The 22,117-nt window shown below is 31.0% G+C and carries 21 protein-coding genes and 1 other RNA gene; 14 read left to right on the top strand and 8 right to left on the bottom strand.

Annotated elements, in window-relative coordinates:
• From GFV01_RS09145 to GFV01_RS09130, 4 genes are all read right to left on the bottom strand, one after another.
• Positions 1 to 495 (bottom strand): F0F1 ATP synthase subunit B, encoded by a 495-nt coding sequence (locus tag GFV01_RS09145; protein ID WP_160566782.1) that lies wholly within the window; start codon positions 493 to 495, stop codon positions 1 to 3.
• A 114-nt stretch (positions 496 to 609) separates the two neighbouring features.
• Positions 610 to 807, bottom strand: a complete 198-nt coding sequence (gene atpE / locus GFV01_RS09140) for an ATP synthase F0 subunit C (RefSeq protein ID WP_055425716.1) — start codon at positions 805 to 807, stop codon at positions 610 to 612.
• A gap of 19 nt (positions 808 to 826) precedes the next feature.
• Positions 827 to 1,933: a F0F1 ATP synthase subunit A gene (atpB, locus tag GFV01_RS09135; RefSeq protein ID WP_255448973.1), complete on the bottom strand. Its 1,107-nt coding sequence runs from the start codon at positions 1,931 to 1,933 to the stop codon at positions 827 to 829.
• A gap of 108 nt (positions 1,934 to 2,041) precedes the next feature.
• The gene (locus GFV01_RS09130; RefSeq protein ID WP_160566776.1) at positions 2,042 to 2,236 is read right to left on the bottom strand and encodes an AtpZ/AtpI family protein; all 195 of its coding nucleotides are present in this window, start codon (positions 2,234 to 2,236) and stop codon (positions 2,042 to 2,044) included.
• A gap of 194 nt (positions 2,237 to 2,430) precedes the next feature.
• Between GFV01_RS09130 and GFV01_RS09125 the strand changes: the two genes are divergently transcribed.
• From GFV01_RS09125 to accC, 4 genes are all read left to right on the top strand, one after another.
• Positions 2,431 to 2,910 carry a DUF177 domain-containing protein gene (locus tag GFV01_RS09125; RefSeq protein ID WP_160566773.1) on the top strand — a complete coding sequence of 160 codons (480 nt, stop codon included), beginning with the start codon at positions 2,431 to 2,433 and terminating at the stop codon, positions 2,908 to 2,910.
• Between the two features lie 33 nt (positions 2,911 to 2,943).
• Positions 2,944 to 3,144, top strand: a complete 201-nt coding sequence (rpmF, locus tag GFV01_RS09120; protein WP_055425712.1) for a 50S ribosomal protein L32 — start codon at positions 2,944 to 2,946, stop codon at positions 3,142 to 3,144.
• 123 nt (positions 3,145 to 3,267) lie between these two features.
• Entirely contained in the window at positions 3,268 to 3,741 is a 474-nt protein-coding gene (gene accB, locus GFV01_RS09115) for an acetyl-CoA carboxylase biotin carboxyl carrier protein (protein WP_160543074.1), read from the top strand.
• A gap of 26 nt (positions 3,742 to 3,767) precedes the next feature.
• Entirely contained in the window at positions 3,768 to 5,126 is a 1,359-nt protein-coding gene (gene accC, locus GFV01_RS09110) for an acetyl-CoA carboxylase biotin carboxylase subunit (RefSeq protein WP_105296983.1), read from the top strand.
• A gap of 103 nt (positions 5,127 to 5,229) precedes the next feature.
• On the opposite strand, the gene GFV01_RS09105 is transcribed toward accC, so the two are convergent.
• From GFV01_RS09105 to GFV01_RS09095, 3 genes are read right to left on the bottom strand one after another with little or no spacing between them, the layout of a single operon-like run.
• On the bottom strand, positions 5,230 to 5,787 hold the full coding sequence (locus GFV01_RS09105; RefSeq protein ID WP_160566770.1) for a plasmid pRiA4b ORF-3 family protein: 558 nt from the start codon (positions 5,785 to 5,787) through the stop codon (positions 5,230 to 5,232).
• A 5-nt stretch (positions 5,788 to 5,792) separates the two neighbouring features.
• Positions 5,793 to 7,211, bottom strand: coding sequence for a CCA tRNA nucleotidyltransferase (locus GFV01_RS09100; RefSeq protein WP_160566767.1), 1,419 nt, complete (start codon positions 7,209 to 7,211; stop codon positions 5,793 to 5,795).
• Positions 7,212 to 7,218: 7 nt separating this feature from the next.
• Positions 7,219 to 7,782, bottom strand: coding sequence for an L-threonylcarbamoyladenylate synthase (locus GFV01_RS09095; RefSeq protein WP_185150346.1), 564 nt, complete (start codon positions 7,780 to 7,782; stop codon positions 7,219 to 7,221).
• Between the two features lie 211 nt (positions 7,783 to 7,993).
• Between GFV01_RS09095 and secD the strand changes: the two genes are divergently transcribed.
• From secD to GFV01_RS09080, 3 genes are all read left to right on the top strand, one after another.
• On the top strand, positions 7,994 to 10,861 hold the full coding sequence (gene secD / locus GFV01_RS09090) for a protein translocase subunit SecD (RefSeq protein WP_160566762.1): 2,868 nt from the start codon (positions 7,994 to 7,996) through the stop codon (positions 10,859 to 10,861).
• 264 nt (positions 10,862 to 11,125) lie between these two features.
• Positions 11,126 to 11,419 (top strand): twin-arginine translocase TatA/TatE family subunit, encoded by a 294-nt coding sequence (locus GFV01_RS09085; RefSeq protein ID WP_255571010.1) that lies wholly within the window; start codon positions 11,126 to 11,128, stop codon positions 11,417 to 11,419.
• Entirely contained in the window at positions 11,419 to 11,973 is a 555-nt protein-coding gene (locus tag GFV01_RS09080; RefSeq protein WP_160566759.1) for a phosphatase PAP2 family protein, read from the top strand. The genes GFV01_RS09085 and GFV01_RS09080 overlap by 1 nt, the downstream gene beginning before the upstream one ends.
• Before the next feature lie 38 nt (positions 11,974 to 12,011).
• Here GFV01_RS09080 and GFV01_RS09075 read toward each other — a convergent pair whose 3' ends face one another.
• The gene (locus GFV01_RS09075; protein WP_160566756.1) at positions 12,012 to 13,244 is read right to left on the bottom strand and encodes a nucleoside permease; all 1,233 of its coding nucleotides are present in this window, start codon (positions 13,242 to 13,244) and stop codon (positions 12,012 to 12,014) included.
• A 512-nt stretch (positions 13,245 to 13,756) separates the two neighbouring features.
• On the opposite strand from GFV01_RS09075, the gene ffs reads away from it, so the two are divergent.
• From ffs to rpmH, 7 genes are all read left to right on the top strand, one after another.
• Positions 13,757 to 13,854, top strand: an RNA gene (ffs, locus tag GFV01_RS09070) — signal recognition particle sRNA small type.
• Positions 13,855 to 13,918: 64 nt separating this feature from the next.
• On the top strand, positions 13,919 to 15,571 hold the full coding sequence (locus GFV01_RS09065; protein WP_160543081.1) for a CTP synthase: 1,653 nt from the start codon (positions 13,919 to 13,921) through the stop codon (positions 15,569 to 15,571).
• Complete coding sequence (gene yidC, locus GFV01_RS09060) at positions 15,549 to 17,402, top strand: membrane protein insertase YidC (RefSeq protein ID WP_160566753.1); 1,854 nt, start codon at positions 15,549 to 15,551, stop codon at positions 17,400 to 17,402. The genes GFV01_RS09065 and yidC overlap by 23 nt, the downstream gene beginning before the upstream one ends.
• A 99-nt stretch (positions 17,403 to 17,501) precedes the next feature.
• A complete protein-coding gene (fumC, locus tag GFV01_RS09055; RefSeq protein WP_160566749.1) occupies positions 17,502 to 18,896 on the top strand; it encodes a class II fumarate hydratase in 1,395 nt (464 codons plus the stop codon).
• A gap of 361 nt (positions 18,897 to 19,257) precedes the next feature.
• A complete protein-coding gene (gene pfkA / locus GFV01_RS09050) occupies positions 19,258 to 20,250 on the top strand; it encodes a 6-phosphofructokinase (protein WP_160557897.1) in 993 nt (330 codons plus the stop codon).
• A 49-nt stretch (positions 20,251 to 20,299) separates the two neighbouring features.
• Positions 20,300 to 21,310, top strand: a complete 1,011-nt coding sequence (gene gap, locus GFV01_RS09045; RefSeq protein ID WP_160543085.1) for a type I glyceraldehyde-3-phosphate dehydrogenase — start codon at positions 20,300 to 20,302, stop codon at positions 21,308 to 21,310.
• A 380-nt stretch (positions 21,311 to 21,690) separates the two neighbouring features.
• Positions 21,691 to 21,846 (top strand): 50S ribosomal protein L34, encoded by a 156-nt coding sequence (rpmH, locus tag GFV01_RS09040; RefSeq protein WP_055425699.1) that lies wholly within the window; start codon positions 21,691 to 21,693, stop codon positions 21,844 to 21,846.
• Positions 21,847 to 22,117 lie beyond the last annotated feature (271 nt).

Raw genomic sequence — 22,117 nt, 5'->3', positions numbered from 1 at the left:
TTAGTTTAATTTTGCTTGATTTACTAATGAATCAATAAGCTTTTTTTGCTCTTCAGGAGAAGATAATTCCTTTTGAAGAACTTTTTTTGCTATATTAACGGATAAATCTGCCACTTCACTTTTTATTTGATTGATCGCAGATATTCTTTCCGCATTAATGGTTTCTTTAGCTGATTGAATAATTTTATTGCTTTCTGCAGTAGCAGCATCTTTGGCATCGTTGATAATTTTATCTTTAATTTCACGGGCTTCGTTAAGAATGGCTTCGCGCTCCATACGAGCTTCTTTTAAAATTTGCTCATTTTGAGAGGTTAATTTAGCCATTGCTTCCCGCGCATTTTTAGCTTCATCTAAAGATTTCTGTATTGAGTTTTCTCTATTTTCTAAGGCTTTTAAAATAGGTTTCCAAGCATATTTTCCTAAAATTATTAATAAAACTATAAAGGAAATAGTCATCCAAAATATTAAACCAATTGAAGGAGTTAATAAATCCATATTTTATATCTTTTTTAACTTTTTATAATAAGAGTTTAAATAAATGTTTTTTTAATTAAAAGAAAACTCGAATAACCAACCGTTATCATTTCGAGTTTTCTGTTATTTTTCTTCTTATTTAATCAAAGATACCACAATTGCAAATAAAGCAACTGCTTCAACTAATGCAGCTAAGATTAATGCAGAAGCCTGAATTTTTCCTTGAGCTTCAGGTTGTCTTGCAATAGCCTCCATCGCTTTTCCACCGATAAGACCGATTCCAATTCCTGCTCCAATAGCAGCTAAACCTGCTCCAATTACTGACATTCCCATGTTTATTATATATTAAAAATTAATGTTCTTCGTGATTATCTTCTGTTGCCATACCGAAATATAGTGCAGAAAGAGTTGTAAATATATATGCTTGTAAGGCAGTTACTAAAATTTCAATTACACTTATAAAGACTACTGCAATTATAGATACAGGAGCTACAAAATAAGACTTAAATATAAAAATTAAAGAAACTAAACTGATAATAATAATGTGTCCGGCGGTTATATTAGCAAATAATCGAACCATTAATGAAAAGGGTTTGGTAAAAATACCGATAACTTCAATGGGTGCTAAGAATAATTTCATCGGTACAGGTACGCCGGGAGTCCAAAATATATGTTTCCAGTAATTTTTATTTCCACTAATATTAGTAATTATAAAAGTGATAACAGCCAATGTAAAAGTAACAGCTATATTTCCTGTCAGGTTAGCTCCAAATGGAAAAAATGGAATTAACCCCATAACATTGTTTAACCATATAAAGAAAAATACAGTTAACAAATAAGGCATATATTTTTTATATTTTTTTTCTCCGATATTTGGTATAGCTATTTCATCTCTTACAAATACAATCAAAGGTTCAACAACGGCAGCTACTCCTTTAGGAACTCCGTTATAAGATTTTGATTTATAATATCTGGCTGCTGAAATAAATACAATTAATAAAATCCCAAGGGAAAGCCACATAGAAAATATATTTTTAGTAATTGAAAAATCCCAAGGAGCTTTATTGATAGGATGATGTTGATCGTCCAAATGAACAATTTGGGATGATTCTGTTATATATTCCCCCGATGCATTTTTTTTGGTATTAGCATAATATATTTTTTCATGAAATTTAATAAATCTCATTCCATTTTTCTCTACTACTACTTCTCCATCATCATTTCCTTTAAATTCTTTAGAAGAAAACAGTACTAATCCATTATCAGTCCAGAGGATTACAGGTAAATAGAGTGTGACATCATCGCCCCATATTTCAAATTGATGAGAATCCTTAACATGGTGCATGGCAGTTTCAGTAGGATTAAATGTTTCTGAATCATTACTTTTAGTAGTACCCTCAGCAAAAGTGAAATTAAAGGTAAAAATTAAGACTAAAAAGCTAAATGCAAATTTTATCATATTTTTCTGATTCATGTATATGCAAATATAAATATTTTTAAAACACATTCCATGTGTATGATTTTTATCATATTTTAATGTTTGCTACCCAAGAAAATATGATTTATATTATTTTTGTTTTCTTAATACTTGGCGGATGATATTGATGAGTCCGATTCCTATTCCTAATAAGCTGAAAATTATTATAAATAAAGGTTTCATAGAAAGATATTTTTCATCTAGATAATAACCAATTCCCGTGAAAATTAATATGGTTACCATGAGTTGAAAACCTAACCCTGAATAAAATGCATAATCTTTCATTGATAATTATTCTCTAACAAATTTATAAATTTTCAAAAGAATAATTATAAATATATACTAATAATAAATAAATTAGATAAATTTATTTTTATATACATTATATGGCAGTTTAACTAAATAACTTACATCCAATTAAAAATAAATTAAAAATTTGTAGTTTTAATAACTAATACTTAACTTTGCAAACCATATTTATGGAAAGGTTACGCAATTATGATATTTTATTTTCATCATTAAAGCTTGGAAGCCATAGCTTTAAGATGAGTATTGAGCAACCATTTTTTGAATTGTTTGATTTCATACAGGAGTTTAAAAGTCCTAAAATTGAGGTTGACATTGAAATTATAAAACATTCTTCTTTTTTAGAATTAAAAGTAAAAACAGAAGGTGTTGTAGTTTTAGAATGTGATATATCCGGAGAAGAATATGAACAAGCCGTTAAAAATGAAATCAAAACATTAGTTAAGTTTGGAGAATCTTATGATGATAGTAATGAAGAAGTTTTAATTTTACCTTTAGGTTCTCATAGTATAAATGTGTCTCAATTAATTTATGAAAGTGTGCTTTTATCCATACCTATGAAACATGTTCATCCTAAATATTCCGAAGGATATGAGGACGAACATACCCATTTACTTGAAAAGTATGGCCTGTCTGATGAAGAAGGCGAATAAAATATAAAATAAAAAAATATTTAAGGAAGAATTATGGCACATCCTAAAAGACGTCAGTCATCTACAAGAAGAGATAAAAGAAGAACTCACTATAAAGCGTCAGTTCCTCAATTAGCTAAATGTTCAACAACCGGAGAATTGCACCTGTTCCATCGTGCATACTGGCATGAAGGAAAATTATACTACAGAGGAAAAGTAGTTATGGAAAAGGCTGTTGAAGAAGTTGAAGAGTAAATCTAAGTTAGTTAGAATCTAAAAATATAATACCATTTAATTTATTAGTTAAATGGTTTTTTTCTGTATAAAATTAATTTATTTCCTTTACATTTGGGAAAATTTAAATAAAAGCTCTAGCTCATGGACATTAAAGACATTCAAAATTTAATTAAATTTGTATCTAAATCAGATGTTGCAGAAGTAACATATAAGACAGAAGAATTTGAGATTTCCATTAAAACCAAAAGTGGTTCAGTAGTATATACACCGGAAGTTTCTCAACCAATACAAGCTGTGACAAATCATCCGGTAGCTTCTTTGCCAACTGTAACTAACCAATCAGTAGCTACCCAGAACGATGAAGATACATCTAAGTATGTAACTATAAAATCTCCAATGATTGGTACATTCTACAGAAAACCTTCCCCTGATAAAGAAGCATTTGTTAATATAGGAGACACTGTTAGTGCAGGCAGTATAGTTTGTGTGATAGAAGCAATGAAATTATTCAATGAAATAGAATCAGAAGTTTCAGGAAAAATTGTTAAATTTTTAGTTGATGATGCTTCACCCGTTGAATTTGACCAACCTTTATTCTTAGTAGATCCATCTTAAATAATCAAAATTAAAAGTTAAAGTGTATGTTTAAAAAAATTTTGATTGCTAATAGAGGAGAAATCGCTATGCGAATTCTTAGAACAGCAAAAGAAATGGGTATTAAAACGGTTGCTGTTTACTCTACGGCAGATGCTAAGAGCTTACATTTACGATTTGCAGATGAAGCAGTATGTATTGGACCTTCATCAAGTAAAGACTCCTACCTAAAACAATTGAATATTTTAGCAGCTGCAGAAGTTACTAACGCAGACGCTATTCATCCGGGATATGGTTTCCTTTCTGAAAATGCTAATTTTTCAAGATCTTGTCAAAAGATGGGAATTAAATTCATCGGTGGTACTCCTGAAAATATAGAAAGAATGGGAGATAAGGCTTCTGCAAAAGCAACCATGAAAGAGGCGGGAGTTCCCACTGTACCGGGTTCAGACGGTTTAATAAAATCGTATGAAGATGCTGTTAAAATTGCTAAAGAAATAGGATATCCTGTTATGCTTAAAGCAACAGCCGGAGGTGGTGGAAAAGGAATGAGAGCTATCTGGAAAGAGGAAAACCTTAAAAGTTCTTGGGAATCTGCAGTTCAAGAAGCCGAAGCTGCTTTTGGGAATGGGGGTATGTATATGGAAAAGCTTATTGAAGAACCTAGACATATTGAAATTCAAATAGCCGGAGATAAATATGGTAAGGCTATCCATCTTTCTGAAAGAGATTGTTCAGTTCAAAGACGTCATCAAAAATTAGCAGAAGAGACGCCTTCTCCATTTGTTTCAGAAGAATTACGAAAAAAAATGGGTGAAGCAGCTGTAAAAGCAGCAGAATATATAGGATATGAAGGAGTAGGTACAATTGAATTCTTAGTTGATAAATATGGAAATTTCTATTTTATGGAAATGAATACGAGAATTCAAGTTGAACATCCGATCACTGAACAAATTACCGACTTAGACTTATTAAAACTTCAAATAGAGTTAGCAGCAGGTGCTAAAGTTCCTAAAAATAATTTTTATCCGCAAAGACACTCCATAGAATGTAGAATTAATGCAGAAGATGTTTACAGTGATTTTCGTCCATCACCCGGAAAAATAGTTACCTTGAATATTCCCGGAGGTAATGGAGTAAGAGTTGATACACATGTTTATTCAGGATATACAATTCCACCTTTTTATGATTCTATGATTGCTAAATTAATAGTAACAGCTCCTACACGAAGTGAAGCTATTATTAAAATGAAGAGAGCATTAGATGAATTTTATATTGAGGGGGTTAAAACTACTATTCCTTTACACAGACAGCTTATGGATGATCCAAATTTCTTGAAAGGAGATTATACGACCAAATTTATGGAAGATTTTGTTTTGGATAGAAAATATGAATACGATCTATAAGCTATATTATTAGTAAATTTATATATGGAATTTATATGTGAAAATTTATAAATTTAAATAAAAAAAAGGAAATTAAATTTTATTTAATTTCCTTTTTTTGTTTCTATAATTCATCCTCGTCTAGAAGTTCGTCATCATTATACGAATCATCATCATCGTCGTCATAGGAATCGTCATCGTCGTCAAATTTAATATTCATGTCAACATCACCCACATCACTGAAATCGTCAATATTTGATGGTGAAGTAAACTTTTTATCAGGTGCTTTTAAAGGCATTTTACCAAAACGATACACCGTTAACGGATAAACACCTATCGCTTTTCTATCAATAATTTCTAACAATTCTACGTAAAAAGACCACATTTTCATAAAGTCATAAACAAATAACATTTTATCTCCGACTTTTGTAAAAACTTCTTTAATATATATGTCTGACATGGTCTCACCCTCGCCATCTTCATCCATATCTTCTAAAGGAATCTCTGTGCCTTGAGTCCAATTATCATCAGACTTATAAAATGAAGCTAACTCGTCACCTTGTAGACTAAAAGCACTTTTAATGCCTTCATATAAATTCCACAATGTTTGCAAATCCTTAATCTCAATGTCTCGAAAAACGTCCCCTTCTGTTTCAAGAATTACTCTAATCTTATAAATCATATAGTCTAGTTTTTACGTTTTAAATTTAATTTTTTTCCTAATTGTAACATATAGTTGTATGAGTTTTTATAGTCGTTTGTAATAGTGCCTTCTAATATACCTTCTTTAATTGCTTCCTTAATTGTACCAATTTGTTTTCCTTCAATAATTTCGAAAGCTTCCATAATGTCATGTCCGGTAATAGGCGGTTGAAAATTTCTTATTTTATCTTTTTCTTCGACTTCCTTTATTTTTTCTTCAACGTAATCAAAATTTTGCTTGAAACGGGTTTGTTTCTTTATATTTTTTGTTGTGATATCAGCTTTGCAAAGTAAAAATAAATCTTCCAAATCATCACCCATATCAAATAATAATCTTCTCAAAGCACTGTCCGATACATCATCTGTAATAAGTGATATGGGACGCGAACTATTCTGAACTAGTTTTTGAACATATTTTAAGGGATCGCCCAGAGGTAATTTTAATCTTTTAAATAGGGAAAGAACCATCTTACTACCCACAAATTCATGAGAATGAAATGTCCAACCTATTTTTTTATCAAATTTTTTAGTTCGAGCTTTACCAATATCATGTAATAAAGCAGCCCATCTTAACCATAAATTATTTGTAGTTTTACTAATATTGTCAACTACTTCAAGAGTATGAAAAAAGTTATCTTTATGTTTTTGTCCCTCAACTTCTTCAATACCCTGCAAATCGGTTAGTTCCGGTAAAAATCGTTGTAAAAGATTTGCTTCATATAATAATTTCAGACCAATACTAGGTTGAGGAGACATCATAATTTTATTAAACTCATCCGTAATTCTTTCCTTTGATAAAATATCAAATCGTTCTGCATTTTCTTTAATCGCAAGAAAAGAAGATGATTCAATAGTAAAATTTAGCTGAGTTGCAAAACGTATGGCTCTAATCATTCGTAAGGGATCGTCTGAATAGGTAATTTCAGGATCTAAAGGCGTACGAATGATTTTTCTTTTTAAATCTTCTAATCCATTAAATGGATCGACCAATTCTCCAAAATTTTCTTCATTTAAGCTTATCGCTAATGTGTTAATAGTAAAATCCCTTCTATTCTGGTCATCTTCTATAGTACCCGTTTCAACAAAAGGTTTCCGGCTATCAAAAGAATAACTTTCTTTTCTCGCACCCACAAATTCAACATCATAATCCTTAACATGGATCATAGCGGTACCAAAACGTTTGAAAACGGATACTTTTGGTTTGGAATGTAGTTTATCTGCAACGGATAAAGCTAATTCAATACCGCTACCTTCAGTTACAATATCAATATCTTTAACTTTCGGTCTTTCCAAAAGGAGATCACGAACAAAGCCTCCGATAACAAAAGTTTGTTGTTTTTTGTCCGAAACAACATGGGTTATCAGTTTAAAAATAGGATTTTGTATTGCGTGGCTTAAATTCATTTAGTATTTATTCTCTAATTACTTTAATTCGTCCATCCTCAGATAGTTGTATAATGGAAGAAGATGCAAATTGCATATTTTCTTCGTGGCGCAAATTTATTATATAATCCACACCTTCCAAAATTTTGCAAGAAATTGATGAAAAATTTTCCGGAGATGGTTCACCACTGATGTTTGCAGAGGTCGACACCAAGGGTTTATTAAGTTTTGAAATTAATTTTTTACAAAAGGGATCCTGCGTTAAACGAATTCCTATAGTATTTTCATCAGAAATCAATAGAACAGGCAAATTTTGTGGTTTATCATATATTATGGTTAATGGCTTGTTTGCAAAATCAATCAAATCCCAAGCCAATGAAGAAACATTAACATATTCTTGAAGCCTTCTTTCAGATTCTACCAAAATAATTAAATTTTTAGATTTATCCCTATTTTTTAATTTGAAAACTTTTTCAATGGCTTCCTCATTGGTTGCATCACATCCAATCCCCCAGATGGTATCGGTGGGATACAGAATAGTTCCTCCTTTTTTTAAAATTTCAACTGCTTTTTCAATTTCTTCCTTTTCCATAATTATTTAAAATACAAATATAAAACGGCAAGTTTTTATAAAAATAATTTTTACACTTTTTATTTATAAGTTTATTTTAAAATTTTATGCATATTATTGAAAGTATTTATTTTAATGAGCAAAAAAATATATAAATAATTGCCAGTCATCAAATAGACTGTTATATTTGCAAACCAAATAAAAATACATTATTTATAATTAAAACTTACCAATGAAAGGAAAAGGACTTGTTAAATTTTTTGCAATTGTTCTTGGGTTAATATGTTTGGCTGAATTATTTCCAACATTATATGTTAACCGTATAGAATCTAAAGCAAACAGTTTATCTAACGGAACGGAGGCGAGTAAAAAAGCTGAGCTTGATAAATTAGCTAAAGATACTTTGAATCTCGGAATAGTTAAGATGAATTATTATGATGCCAAGAAGAATGAAATGAAGTTAGGATTGGATCTTAAAGGCGGATTAAATCTATTATTAGAAATTTCCGAAAAAGATCTATTGTTGGATTTGGCAGATAATTCAGAAAATCCGGTATTTAGAAAAGCTTTAGATATAGCTACTTCGGAGGAAGTGAAATCCAGGGATACCTATACAGCTAATTTTTTTAAAGCATTTCAAACAGCTAAATCAGAATTAAATCAGCCGGATTTAAAGTTATCTAGTCCTGATGTTTTTGGTACTAGAGATTTATCCAATCAAATTCAACATAACACAACAGACGAGCAAGTTGAAAAATATATTTCCGGAGTTATTGAATCCAAAGTTACTAAAGCAATAGATGTTATAAGGGCCCGTATCAAAAAACTAAATATTGATGAACCCAATATTGCACGAGTACCCGGTACCGGTAGAATATTAGTAGAATTACCGGGAGTTACTGATGCTGATCGTGTAAAAAAATTACTTCAGACTTCTGCGAGATTAGAGTTTTGGGAAGTGTATGATCAACCTACCGCATGGTCCTATCTAATGGATGTTAATTTAAAGGTTGCTAATAACAAATTAACGCCCTTATTGAAACCGTCTAATCGATCCAATGCATTAGCAGTTGCTAAATTATCTGATACAGCAGCAATTAATAAAGTTATATATTCAGATAAAGCTAAAAAATTATTACCGATTGGTTTACGATATATAAAATTATTATGGGCTTCTAAACCAGATTCCCAATCTAACAACGAGTTAGAATTATATGCCATTCGTGGAACTAAAAATAACAAAGCTCCTTTAGTCGGGGCAGTTACTGAAGCAGGTTTAACTTTCGACCAATTCAACAGAATACAAATAAGTATGCAAATGGGACCGGAAAGTGCCTTGGTTTGGAAAAATATGACTGAAAAAAATATTGGTAAACCCATTGCAGTTGTTCTTGATGATGTAGTTTATACTGCTCCTAATGTCAATTCAGTAATTCCTAACGGTCAATCAGTTATTAGCGGTAATTTTACAGAAAGAGAAGCTAACGATTTGGTTGATGTTTTAAAATCCGGTAATCTACCGGCAAAAGCAAAAATTATCCAATCAGAAATTGTAGGTCCAACTTTGGGTCAACAATCTATAAACAATGGATTGATATCTATAGTTGTTTCCTACTTGTTTATTTTAGGATGGATGATTTTTTACTATGGAAAAGCAGGTTTATACGCGAATATAGCTCTTATATTAAATTTATTTTATTTAATAGGTATTATGGCTTCCACGGGTGCTGTTTTAACTCTTCCCGGAATTGCAGGGATAGTACTTTCTATGGCAATGGCAGTAGATGCTAACATTATTATTTTTGAAAGAGTTAAAGAAGAATTGAGACGAGGAAGACCTCTAAAACAAGCATTTATTGAAGGACAAAAACATGCTTTAGCAGCAATTATTGATGGAAACTTAACCACATTAATTGTGGGTATCGTGCTTTTATTTAGCACCGGACCGATCAAAGGTTTTGCGGTTACCTTAGTTATTGGTATTTTCTGTACCCTATTTACTGCAATATTTATAACCAGTATGCTTATTTATGGTTCTATGGAAAAAGGTAAAAACTTTTCTTTAGCTACAAGCATAACTAAAAACTGGTTTACCAATGTTCATTTTAAATGGATGGAAAAAAGAAAATATGCTTATATTTTCTCATTGGTTATAATGGTTATTGCCTTGGTTTCCATGTTCACCAAAGGTTTTGATAAAGGGGTAGATTACACGGGAGGAAGAACTTATGTAATTAAACTGGAAAAAAATATTTATCCGGAAGAAGTAACCGAATCATTAGAAAAATTATTTACTACTGATGGAGAATCTTCGAATATTAATGCTAAAAAATATGGAGAAGGTAATCAAGTAAGAATAACTACTAAATATGGAATGGATAGTAATGATCCGAATATTGATGTGGTAATTCGTGAAAAATTATATACAGGATTAAAAAATTATCTTCCGGCTAATTATTCTAAAGAAAGTTTTGTAAAAGGTACTCCTTATGGAATTCAATCAAGTTCAGAAGTGGGTCCTACAGTAGCCAGTGGGATCGTTAGAAATGGAGTTATTGCCGTATCTATTGCATTAGCAGGTATTTTCATTTACATTTTGGTACGATTTAGAAATTGGCAAATGTCGACCGGTGCGGTTGCAGCCTTATTACATGACTCGATAGTTGTAATGGGTGCATTTTCCGTGTTGAGTTGGCTAAAAATCATACCTTTTTCCGTGGAAATAGATCAATCCTTTATTGCTGCTATTTTAACCATTATCGGTTATTCAATTAATGATACTGTAATTGTATTTGATAGGATTAGAGAAAATAAGAAAAATAATGCGCACCACTTAATGACTTTAGAGGAATTATATAACGATGCAATTAATCATACTTTAGGAAGAACTATTAATACGGGTGTTTCTACAATTATGGTAACAGTTATTATCTTCTTCTTCGGCGGTGAAACTTTACAAGGGTTTATGTTTGCACTATTTTTAGGATTTACATTTGGTATGTATTCATCTATATACATAGCATCTTCTTTATCTTATGATTTAACTAAATATAATTATGATAAAGAACATTCAAATACGAAAGTATCCACTATAAAATAAATATTTTATGTTGTAATAAAAAAAAGGTCTTGAATTTCAAGACCTTTTTTTATAAACAATATGTATAGGGTAAGTGAATTTTGAATTTTACAGGATTGTTAGGCTTAAAATGATATTTCACACATAAAAATTCTCATTTATTATTTAAAATAATTATTACAAGCACTTATTAGAATTTAATTAATATGAATACGTTAAATTCATTTAAAATCGGACAATACATATGAGAAAGTTGTAAATTTGTAAAAAATAAATGTAGATATTGTGAGTTTTGGAGAAATTATAGTTATACTTTTAGTAGTGGTCTTATTATTTGGCCCTGATAAGATTCCTGAAATAGCAAGAGGGTTAGGTCAGGGGGTACGAGCTATGAAAGATGCCACCGATAATATTAAAAGAGAAATCATGTCTCAAGTTGATGACAACGGATCAGTTAAGGAAATTGAAGATGAAATAAATGAGGCCAAAAAAAATATGGATCAAAAGGTAAGTGAGGCTACTGATCATTTAAATGATTTTATGGATGATACGTTCGACGGTCCTGTAAAAAGAAGTTAATGGATAAAATTATAAAATGGGATAAAGAATTATTTTTATATTTAAATAATTTAGGATGCCCAAAATTTGATGCTTTTTGGTTATTTATAACTAATGAATACTATTGGATCCCTACATATTTTTTTATATTTTTAGTTATTTTAGAAAAATATGGATGGAAAAAAGTTCTTTTAATCGGTTTAAGTATTGCGTTAATGATTTCTTTAACCGATTCTTTATCCTCATTGGTTAAAAATTGGATTCAGCGACCAAGACCTTGTAGAAATCCAGAATTAGAAGGGGTTTTTAGGCTAGTGATTGAAAAATGTAGAGGATCCTATTGTTATTTTTCCGCACATGCTGCCAATTCTTTTAGTTTAGCTACCTATTTAACTTTTCTTTTTAAAAAAGAATATAAATATTCATCCATTTTATTATTCTCTTGGGCTATTTTGGTATCTTATAGCAGAATATATGTAGGAGTACATTTTCCTCTGGATGTTCTTTCAGGAGCATTTGTCGGCGTTTTAATAGGATGGTTATTTACTAAAACGCAAATATTTATTCTTAAATAAAAATATTTTTAATAGTCCATTTTGAAAATATCTAATTTCTAAGAAGATTTTTTAGGGTTAAATACAAATGGAAAAATGATAAAAATTGTTAGAGAATAAGCTGCAAAAGTAAACCAAACATATGGCCAATTGGTAATGCCATTGACTGTAAAATGCTCAACCACCCATCCACTACCGTAGCTTCCTAAAATAGCACCCAGTCCGTTCGTCATAATCATAAATAACCCTTGAGCGCTGGAACGCATACTCTTATCAGTTTCTTTATCTACAAACAAAGATCCTGAAATATTGAAAAAATCGAAAGCCATTCCATATACAATCATGGATAAAATTAAAAGATAAATTTTATTAGCCGGATTTCCTAATCCAAACAGTCCGAAACGTAGAAACCATGCAAACATACTTATCATAATCACCTTTTTGATTCCAAATTTTTGTAAAAAGAATGGTATTAGCAAAATACATAAAGTTTCAGAAATTTGTGAAATAGATAATAATAAGTTAGGGTGTTTAACGCCAAAAGAATCGGGATATGTGGATTTAAAACTATCTAAAAAAGGACCTCCGAAAGCATTGGTTATTTGAAGTGAACAACCTAACAGCATGCAAAAAAAGAAAAATATAGCCATTTTCCTATTTTTCAATAAAACAAAAGCATCCAGGCCTAGTGCATGTACTAATCCTTTCTTATCAACATTTTTAGTTGGTGGTGTAGCCGGCATCGTAAAGGAATATAAGGCCATAATAATTCCGGCTCCCGCGCTAATGAAAAGTTGAACAGAACTTCTGGCAAAACCTAAGAAATCAACCGTCCACATAGCTGCAATAAAACCAATGGTTCCCCAAACTCGTATAGGAGGAAAATCGGTAACTGAATTTAAACCATTTTTTTCAAGAGCATTATAAGAAACAGAATTAGTCAATGATATGGTTGGCATATAAAAGCATGTATGCAGGAATAGCAAAAGATAAAATATATGGTATTCTTTAACTTGAGAAGCCATGAAAATAAATATGGCAGCTAGAATATGGCTTATACCTAATAATTTTTCAGCATTTATCCATCGGTCGGCAACTATACCCAATAAGCCGGGCATAAAAAGAGAAGTAAATCCCATAGTTGCAAATAAACTTCCAATTTGGATTCCGGTAAATCCTAAACCACCCTCAGTTATAGGTAATCCGGCATATCCTCCTAAGGATATTAACCAAGAACCCCAAATATAATATTGAAGAAAAACAAGAATAATTAGCCGCAATTTTATGCTCATTTTGTTTAGTATTTTGATCAGTAGCTAATATAGTAATTATTTTTTTTGATTAAGATAAATAAGAGTATGATATTTTGATTCATAATTGATGAACAAAAAGTATAATTATACTTCTTTTAAATAGCTTTAATTAAAAATTTTTAAATTAATATATCATTAGTGTTATCTTTTATATAAAAGGATAATTTGATGCAAAAGAAATTTAAAATAATATGTATTAAATTTAGTGAAAATTGACTTAAATTAATTATTCAATTGATGAAATTAAAATAGTAAACTTTATAAATCCTTTTCTTGAAATTTTTATATTAATAATTATCAATTAATAAATAATCTTCATCAAATTTCAAAAAGATAAAATAATATATAGCACCTAATGTTGTAAAATAGGATTATTTTTATTTGAAATCAGTATTTATTTTTAATATAATGATTCAAAAAGTGCTGAAAAAAATATTATTCAAAAAAGCCTTATAATTTTGTATTATTTATAAAAAGTTATACTTTTGCACCGGCAAGTCCTGCACAACCAGCTCCTGTGAATCCTCCAGGGTGGGAACGCAGCAAAGGTAAACGGTTGTAGCGGTGTGATGCAGGTAGCTTGCCTTTTTTTATTGGTACTGACTGAACTATTCTAAACTATATAAACTAAATTTTTTCAAAACTTTAAAATTATGTCTGACCAATCTTCTCCAAAGTATATATTTGTTACAGGTGGTGTTACTTCTTCACTTGGAAAGGGAATTGTCGCTGCATCTTTAGGAATGCTTTTAAAAGCCAGAGGTTACAAAGTAACCATTCAAAAACTCGATCCATATATTAATATTGATCCGGGAACTCTAAATCCCTATGAGCATGGAGAATGCTATGTTACTGAAGATGGAGCTGAAACTGATTTAGATTTAGGGCACTATGAAAGATTCTTAAATAGTCCTACCAGCAAAGACAACAATGTTACTACCGGAAAAATTTACCAAACAGTTATTGATAAAGAAAGAAGAGGAGACTTTTTAGGAAAAACGGTACAGGTAATCCCTCATATTACTAATGAGATAAAAAGAAGAATTAAAATATTAGGCAAAAAAGGAGATTTTGACATCATTATTACTGAAATAGGAGGAACGGTAGGAGACATTGAATCCTTGCCTTATGTTGAAAGCGTACGTCAATTACGCTGGGAATTAGGATATCAAAATTCGATTGTAGTACACCTAACTTTAATTCCATATTTAGCAGCCAGTGGAGAGTTAAAAACTAAACCTTCTCAACATTCCGTACGTCAACTTATGGAATATGGAGTACAAACCAATTTTCTGGTATGTAGGACAGAATGCTCAATATCTAAAGAAGTACGCTCTAAATTAGCATTATTCTGTAACCTTAATATTGATAATGTAATTGAAAGTAAAGATCTTCCTACCATCTATGAAGTTCCTTTATATCTGCAAAATCAGAATTTTGATGCATTAGTGTTAAAAGAACTAGGTTTATCCACAGATAAAAAACCGGATTTAAAACAATGGAATGATTTTCTGGATAAATATAAAAATCCAAAGAGTAATGTTGAAATAGCCTTAGTAGGAAAATATGTATCTCTTCAAGATTCCTATAAATCTATTGTAGAAGCTCTAATACATGCAGGCGCTACTTTAGAAACTAAAGTAAATATTCGTTGGATATACAGCGGTGATCTTACTTATGAAAATATTTCCGATTATTTAAAAGGTGTGGATGGAGTTATAATAGCTCCCGGATTCGGAGATCGAGCAATTGAAGGAAAAATTATAGCCTGTCAATACGCTAGAGTTAATAAAATACCTGTATTAGGAATCTGTCTAGGTATGCAAATTGCGGTCATAGAATTTGCTAGAAACGTACTTGGATATAAAGATGCAGATAGTGTTGAATTTAACTTGCATACCTCAGCTCCGGTTATCTGTTTAATGGAAGAACAAAAAAATGTCACCAATAAAGGAGGCACTATGAGACTGGGAGCATGGGCATGTAAACTTAAAAAAGGCTCTATAGCAGAAAAAATCTACAATGCACAAAATATAGAAGAACGACACAGACATAGATACGAGCTTAACAATGAATATATAAGTGAGTTTGAAAACAATGGTTTAGAAGCCATTGGAACTAATCCTGATACAGGGTTGGTGGAAGTTATACAAGTAAAAGATCATCCATTCTTTATAGGTGTACAATACCATCCGGAATATAAAAGTACGGTAGCTTCACCCCACCCATTATTTTTAGCATTAGTTAAAGCATCTCAAAATTATCAGATAAACAAAGTAAAGAATGCAACAGGAAAGCAAATTTGATAAAAACCAGCTGATTGGTTTTATTCTTATAGGGATTATTTTAATTGGATTTTTGATTTATTCTAATAATCAACAAAAACAGGCGATAGATGAAGCCCAAAAATCCGAACAGCAACAAATCAAATCTGAAAATATCTCTCAGAATACCAATGATAAGTCAGCACCCGTAAAGTTAGACTCACTTGCTCAGGCTAAGGTAGAATTATTACCTTTTTCAAATGATGAAATAGAAGTTAAAGTCAGCACACAAGGAGCTCAACTACGTGAAGTACGTTTAAAAAAATGGACGGCTTATGATAAGGATACAACCCTTCACAAAAAACCTTTATATCTTGTAAATAATGAAAATACCGATTTCAATATTTCATTTAAAGATAAGGCAGGTAAAATAATTAATACAAGAGATTTAGTTTTTACACCATCAACGGAAGGAAATGTAACCGTTTTAACTGCGAATTTAGATAATACGAGTTTTATTCAATTTCGTTATGCACTGAAAGGAAAATATTCTTTAGATTTTCAGGTTGTATCGAAAGGATTATCAAAAATTACCTCCCAGCAAGATGCCGAATTATATTGGAATCAAAATGCGATCGCTCTTGAAAAAGGAAAATCACAAGAAACCACTTATACAGAGTTTAGATACAGTTTAAACGATTATTCTCAAACTGATTACGATACAAACGGATTTACAGAAGATAAAGACAAAATAGATTGGATTAGTGTTAAACAACAATTCTTTGCAACTATTTTAGAAGCACAGAACGGATTTTACAAATCCAAAGGTACACAAGAAGCAGAAAGAGATAACCCTGATTATCTTAAGAATTTTACGTTTACAAGTATAGTTCCTATCCAACAAGGAGAAATTAATCAAAAATATACTTGGAATTTTCTACCCTTAGATTATGATCTATTGAAATCTTACAAAGCAGATAATGGAGACAGTAAACAGTTTTCATACAACATTCCATTTGGATGGATGAAATGGCTTTGTATATTTTATTTATGGATTTATGAATTTTTATCAAAATTCGGTATTGCAGCAGGATGGATAATTTTCTTAATGACCATCGTGGTAAAATTAGTTACCTCTCCTATTATGTATAAACAATACATTCAAGGAGCAAAAATGCGAATTTTAAAACCGGAAATTGACGAATTAAACGAAAAACACAAAAATTCAGATCCGATTAAAAAGCAACAAGCTACGATGGAATTATATAGAAAAGTAGGGGTTAATCCACTAGCAGGATGCTTACCGGCATTAATACAAATACCTATTTTCTATTCATTATTTAGATTTTTCCCGAATAATATAGCTTTAAGAGGACAGTCCTTCCTTTGGGCAGATGATCTGACCGCTTATGATTCTATTTATGAATGGACAACACATATTCCGATTTTATCAAGTATTTACGGAAACCACATAAGTCTGTTTACAATATTATACTGTTTAGTATTATTAATTTATACTAAAATGTCAACCTCTACCATGCAGGCACCTACACAAGAAGGAATGCCGGATATGAGGTTTATGATGTATTTGATGCCGGTTATGTTTATATTTTGGTTAAATTCATATGCATCAGGTCTCTCTTGGTATTATTTAGTATCCAATGCTATAAATATACTTTTAATCTTATTGATTAAAAACTTTATGATCAATGAAGAAAAGTTGCATGCTAAGATGCAAGAGAACAAAACAAAGCCGGGTAAGAAAAAAAGTAAATGGCAGCAAAAAATGCAATCCATGTTGGAACAAGCCCAAGAGCAACAAAAACAGATTCAAGAACAAAAAATGAATCAAAATAAAAATAAGAAAAAGTAAATCAATCACTATAATAGAAGTAATAAAATCAGCCTTTTTGGCTGATTTTTTATTTTTGTATGATTTTTGAAAGATTCATATAAAATAAAAAACATAACCATGAATTACCGTATAGAGAAAGATACTATGGGAGAAGTACAAGTTCCCGCTGACAAATATTGGGGCGCCCAAACAGAAAGATCAAGAAATAATTTTAAGATTGGACCGGAGGCATCAATGCCCAAAGAGATAATTGAAGCATTTGCCTATCTAAAAAAAGCGGCCGCGTATGCTAATACTAATTTAGGAGTATTACCTTCAGAAAAAAGGGATTTAATAGCCAAAGTATGTGATGAAATCAGTAAAGGAGAATTAAATGATCAATTCCCGCTTGTTATATGGCAAACCGGTTCAGGAACTCAATCCAATATGAATGTCAATGAAGTAATATCTAATCGAGCATTGGTATTAGGTGGAGGTAAACTAGGTGAAAAGAGTCCTATTCATCCTAATGACGATGTAAATAAATCCCAATCTTCAAACGATACCTTCCCAACAGCAATGCATATTGCAGCCTATAAAAAGGTGGTAAAACATACCTTACCGGCAGTTGAAAAATTAAGGAATACATTGTTAAAAAAATCAGAGAAATTTAAAGATGTAGTAAAAATAGGAAGGACTCATTTAATGGATGCCACCCCCTTAACTTTAGGACAAGAGTTTTCCGGATACGTAGCTCAATTGGATCATGCCATTAAAGCTATAAAAAATACCCTGACGCATTTATCAGAATTAGCTTTAGGAGGAACAGCTGTAGGGACAGGATTGAACACTCCTAAAGGGTATGATGTCAAAGTTGCAGAATATATATCTAAATTTACCGGATTGCCATTTGTTACTGCTCCTAACAAATTTGAAGCATTAGCAGCTCATGATGCAATAGTTGAAACACACGGAGCATTAAAACAATTAGCCGTTTCACTTTTTAAAATAGCTCAAGACATACGACTATTAGCATCCGGACCTAGAAGCGGAATAGGAGAATTATTTATACCTGAAAATGAACCCGGATCTTCCATTATGCCGGGCAAAGTAAACCCTACACAAAATGAAGCAATTACCATGGTATGTGCTCAAGTATTGGGTAATGATACAACTATCTCTTTTTCCGGTACACAAGGAAACTATGAACTCAATGTTTTTAAACCGGTTATGGCCTATAATTTTTTACAATCAGCCCAACTATTGGGAGATGCTTGTAAATCATTCAACGATCATTGTGCCATCGGAATTGAGCCTAATTATACAAGAATAAAAGAACTCGTTAATAATTCCCTAATGTTGGTGACAGCCTTAAATACACATATAGGGTATGAAAATGCTGCCAAAATTGCTAAAACAGCACATAAAAACGGAACAACATTAAAAGAAGAAGCAATTAATTTAGGTTTAGTAACTGCCGAACAATTTGATCAATGGGTTAGACCGGAAGACATGGTAGGAAGTTTAAAATAATTAATAAAAAATTTATGAAAATCAGCATAAATGATTTTTTATTTTACGACTAAGAAGCTGTATAAATGTTGTATTATAAAGGAATATGGTATTATTTTTGATATATAAAACTGTAAATTATCAATACAATTTATTATACTAATAACTTCGTAATATATCTAATTTAAAATGTGGATATAAAATAAATAAGTTACCTTAAAATTAAAGGTGATAGCTACAAAATTAAGAAAAAATTAATTTTAAATCAATATAAAATCACATGATATATATTTTATTATATATGTCCTTTTCTTAATGCATAATCCACAAATGATTAGTATATTTGTATGATCTTAGAATGTAAAAATCTATATAAAAAAACATGTCTAAAAACACAAATAAAATTAAGAAAATAGGTGTCTTAACCTCAGGAGGAGATTCTCCCGGGATGAATGCTGCCATAAGATCAGTTGTAAGAGCAGCTAATTATTATGGAATAGAATGCTGTGGAATACGAATGGGATATGATGGACTGATTAATGATATGGTTGTTGATTTAGGTCCTCGTTCAGTAAGAAATTTAATAAATAGAGGAGGAACTGAGCTCAAATCTGCACGTTCCGATGAATTTAGAACTATTGAAGGAAGAAATAAAGCAGCAGAAACAGTAAAAAAACATAATATAGATGCATTAGTAGTCATAGGAGGAGATGGATCTTTCACAGGTGGAACTGTTTTCCAAAAAGAACAAGGAGTACCTTTTATTGGAATTCCCGGAACTATCGATAACGATATATTCGGTACAGATTTCACCTTAGGCTATGATACCGCATTAAATACCGTCGTTGATGCAATAGATAAAATCCGAGATACAGCCACTTCGCATAATAGAGTTTTCTTTGTAGAAGTTATGGGAAGGGATGCCGGATTTATTGCTTTAAACAGCGGTATAGCTACCGGAGCTTTGGATATACTTATACCTGAACAAAAAGATAGTATTGAAGATTTATTTTCTTCTTTTGACAATGCAAAACAAAAAGGAAAAACATCCAGTATTGTAGTAGTAGCTGAAGGAGAAAAATTAGGAGGAGTATATGATTTGGCTAAATTTACTAAAATGAAATACCCTGAATTTGACGTTAAAGTTACCGTTTTAGGTCATATTCAAAGAGGAGGATCTCCTACAGTTGCCGACAGAGTGTTGGCTTCAAGGTTAGGTGTTGCTGCAGTTGAAGGATTAATGGCGGGTAGATCTAATGTAATGGCAGGAATGCAATCAAGCAAAATCGTTTTTACTCCTATAGAAGAAGCAATCAAAAAGCATAATGAAATAGATAAGGATCTAATAAAAGTAGCAGATATCTTATCTACATAGATAAAATAAAAAAATTAATTTAGAAACAAACTTAAAAAAGTAAAGTATTATGTCAAAAATTAAAATTGGTATCAATGGTTTTGGTCGTATAGGACGATTAGTATTTCGTGCGGCTCAACATAATGAAAATATTGAAGTTGTAGGAATCAATGACCTTATTGATGTTGAATATATGGCTTATATGCTAAAATATGATACTGTTCATGGTAAATTCGATGGAACGATTGAAATTAAAGATGGTAAATTAGTAGTAAATGGAAATGCAATTAGAGTAACTGCTGAAAAAAATCCTGCAGATCTTAAATGGGGTGATATCGGAGCAGAATATATAGTAGAATCAACAGGTTTATTCCTTACAAAAGATAAAGCACAAGGTCACATCGACGCCGGAGCAAAATATGTAGTTATGTCTGCTCCATCTAAAGATGATACCCCTATGTTTGTATGCGGAGTAAACGATAATACCTATGTAAAAGGTACTCAATTTATTTCTAACGCATCTTGTACAACAAACTGTATATCTCCGGTAGTTAAAGTATTACATGAAAAATTTGGTATTTTAGAAGGATTAATGACTACAGTACATGCTACTACTGCTACTCAAAAAACTGTTGACGGACCATCAGCAAAAGATTGGAGGGGAGGTAGAGCAGCAGCAGGAAATATAATTCCATCTTCAACTGGAGCTGCTAAAGCAGTTGGAAAAGTAATTCCTTCTTTGAACGGAAAATTAACAGGTATGGCATTCCGTGTACCAACTTTAGACGTTTCAGTAGTTGACTTAACAGTAAATTTAGCTAAAGAAACAACTTATGATGAAATCTGTAAAGCAATGAAAGAAGCATCAGAAGGTGAATTAAAAGGAATTTTAGGATATACCGATGAAGAAGTTGTTTCTTCTGACTTTATTACAGATCCACGTACATCAATCTTTGATGCAAAAGCAGGGATACAATTAAGCCCTAAATTTGTTAAAGTAGTGAGCTGGTATGATAATGAGTGGGGATATTCTAACAAAGTTGTTGAATTGATTCAAAGAATTGCTAAAATTAACGGGTAATATTCATATTACTACTTTATAATGAATTGAAAAAGCTATCATTAATGATAGCTTTTTTTATTGATAAGTATAAAATTGATTTCACGAAAACAAAATATAAGTTACCTTAATATAAAAGAACAATCAAGATTTATTCTTTCTTGACAGAACATATAAAAATAACAACTAAGAAGAAGTTTACTAATAGTAACATTTGTCATGTAAATTGAAGAAATAACCTACAATAACCTTGTTTATGACTATAAACCTATAACTACCTTACGGTTACACCTAAAATTTTTTACACAAAAAAACAATTAAAAGTAGGAATATAAAAAATAAATGCTATCTTTGCAACCTCGAAAAAGATTAACGAATATAAAGATATAAGATAACAACCGATGAAACGTACATTTCAACCTTCAGAAAGAAAGAAAAGAAACAAGCATGGTTTTCGTGAAAGAATGGCATCAGCTAACGGAAGAAAAGTCTTAGCAAGACGTAGAGCAAAAGGAAGAAAGCAATTAACTGTTAGCGAATACAGAGCTAAAAGATAATCTGCTAGAACATATCTGAAAAATTAAAAAGACTGCTATGAAAAATAAGCAGTCTTTTTTGTTATATATAGTTTATATATCTTTTTAGATTTAATTTTATATATCAGTTTATTTAGCAAAAGACTTTAATAACTTGTTCGATATATATTATTATAAATTACAAAACAAAAAGCTATTCAGTTAAAGTAATAGTAAAGAGTACTATCAACCTATATATATAAAAAAAGTACTTGAATAAAAACATTAGAGGAAAGGAATTCAAAACTATCAA

Source organism: Apibacter sp. B2912, from assembly GCF_009827835.1.
Taxonomy (GTDB): domain Bacteria; phylum Bacteroidota; class Bacteroidia; order Flavobacteriales; family Weeksellaceae; genus Apibacter.
The sequence above is the reverse complement of the archived record's forward strand: the minus strand, read 5'-3'. Positions and strand labels throughout refer to the sequence as shown.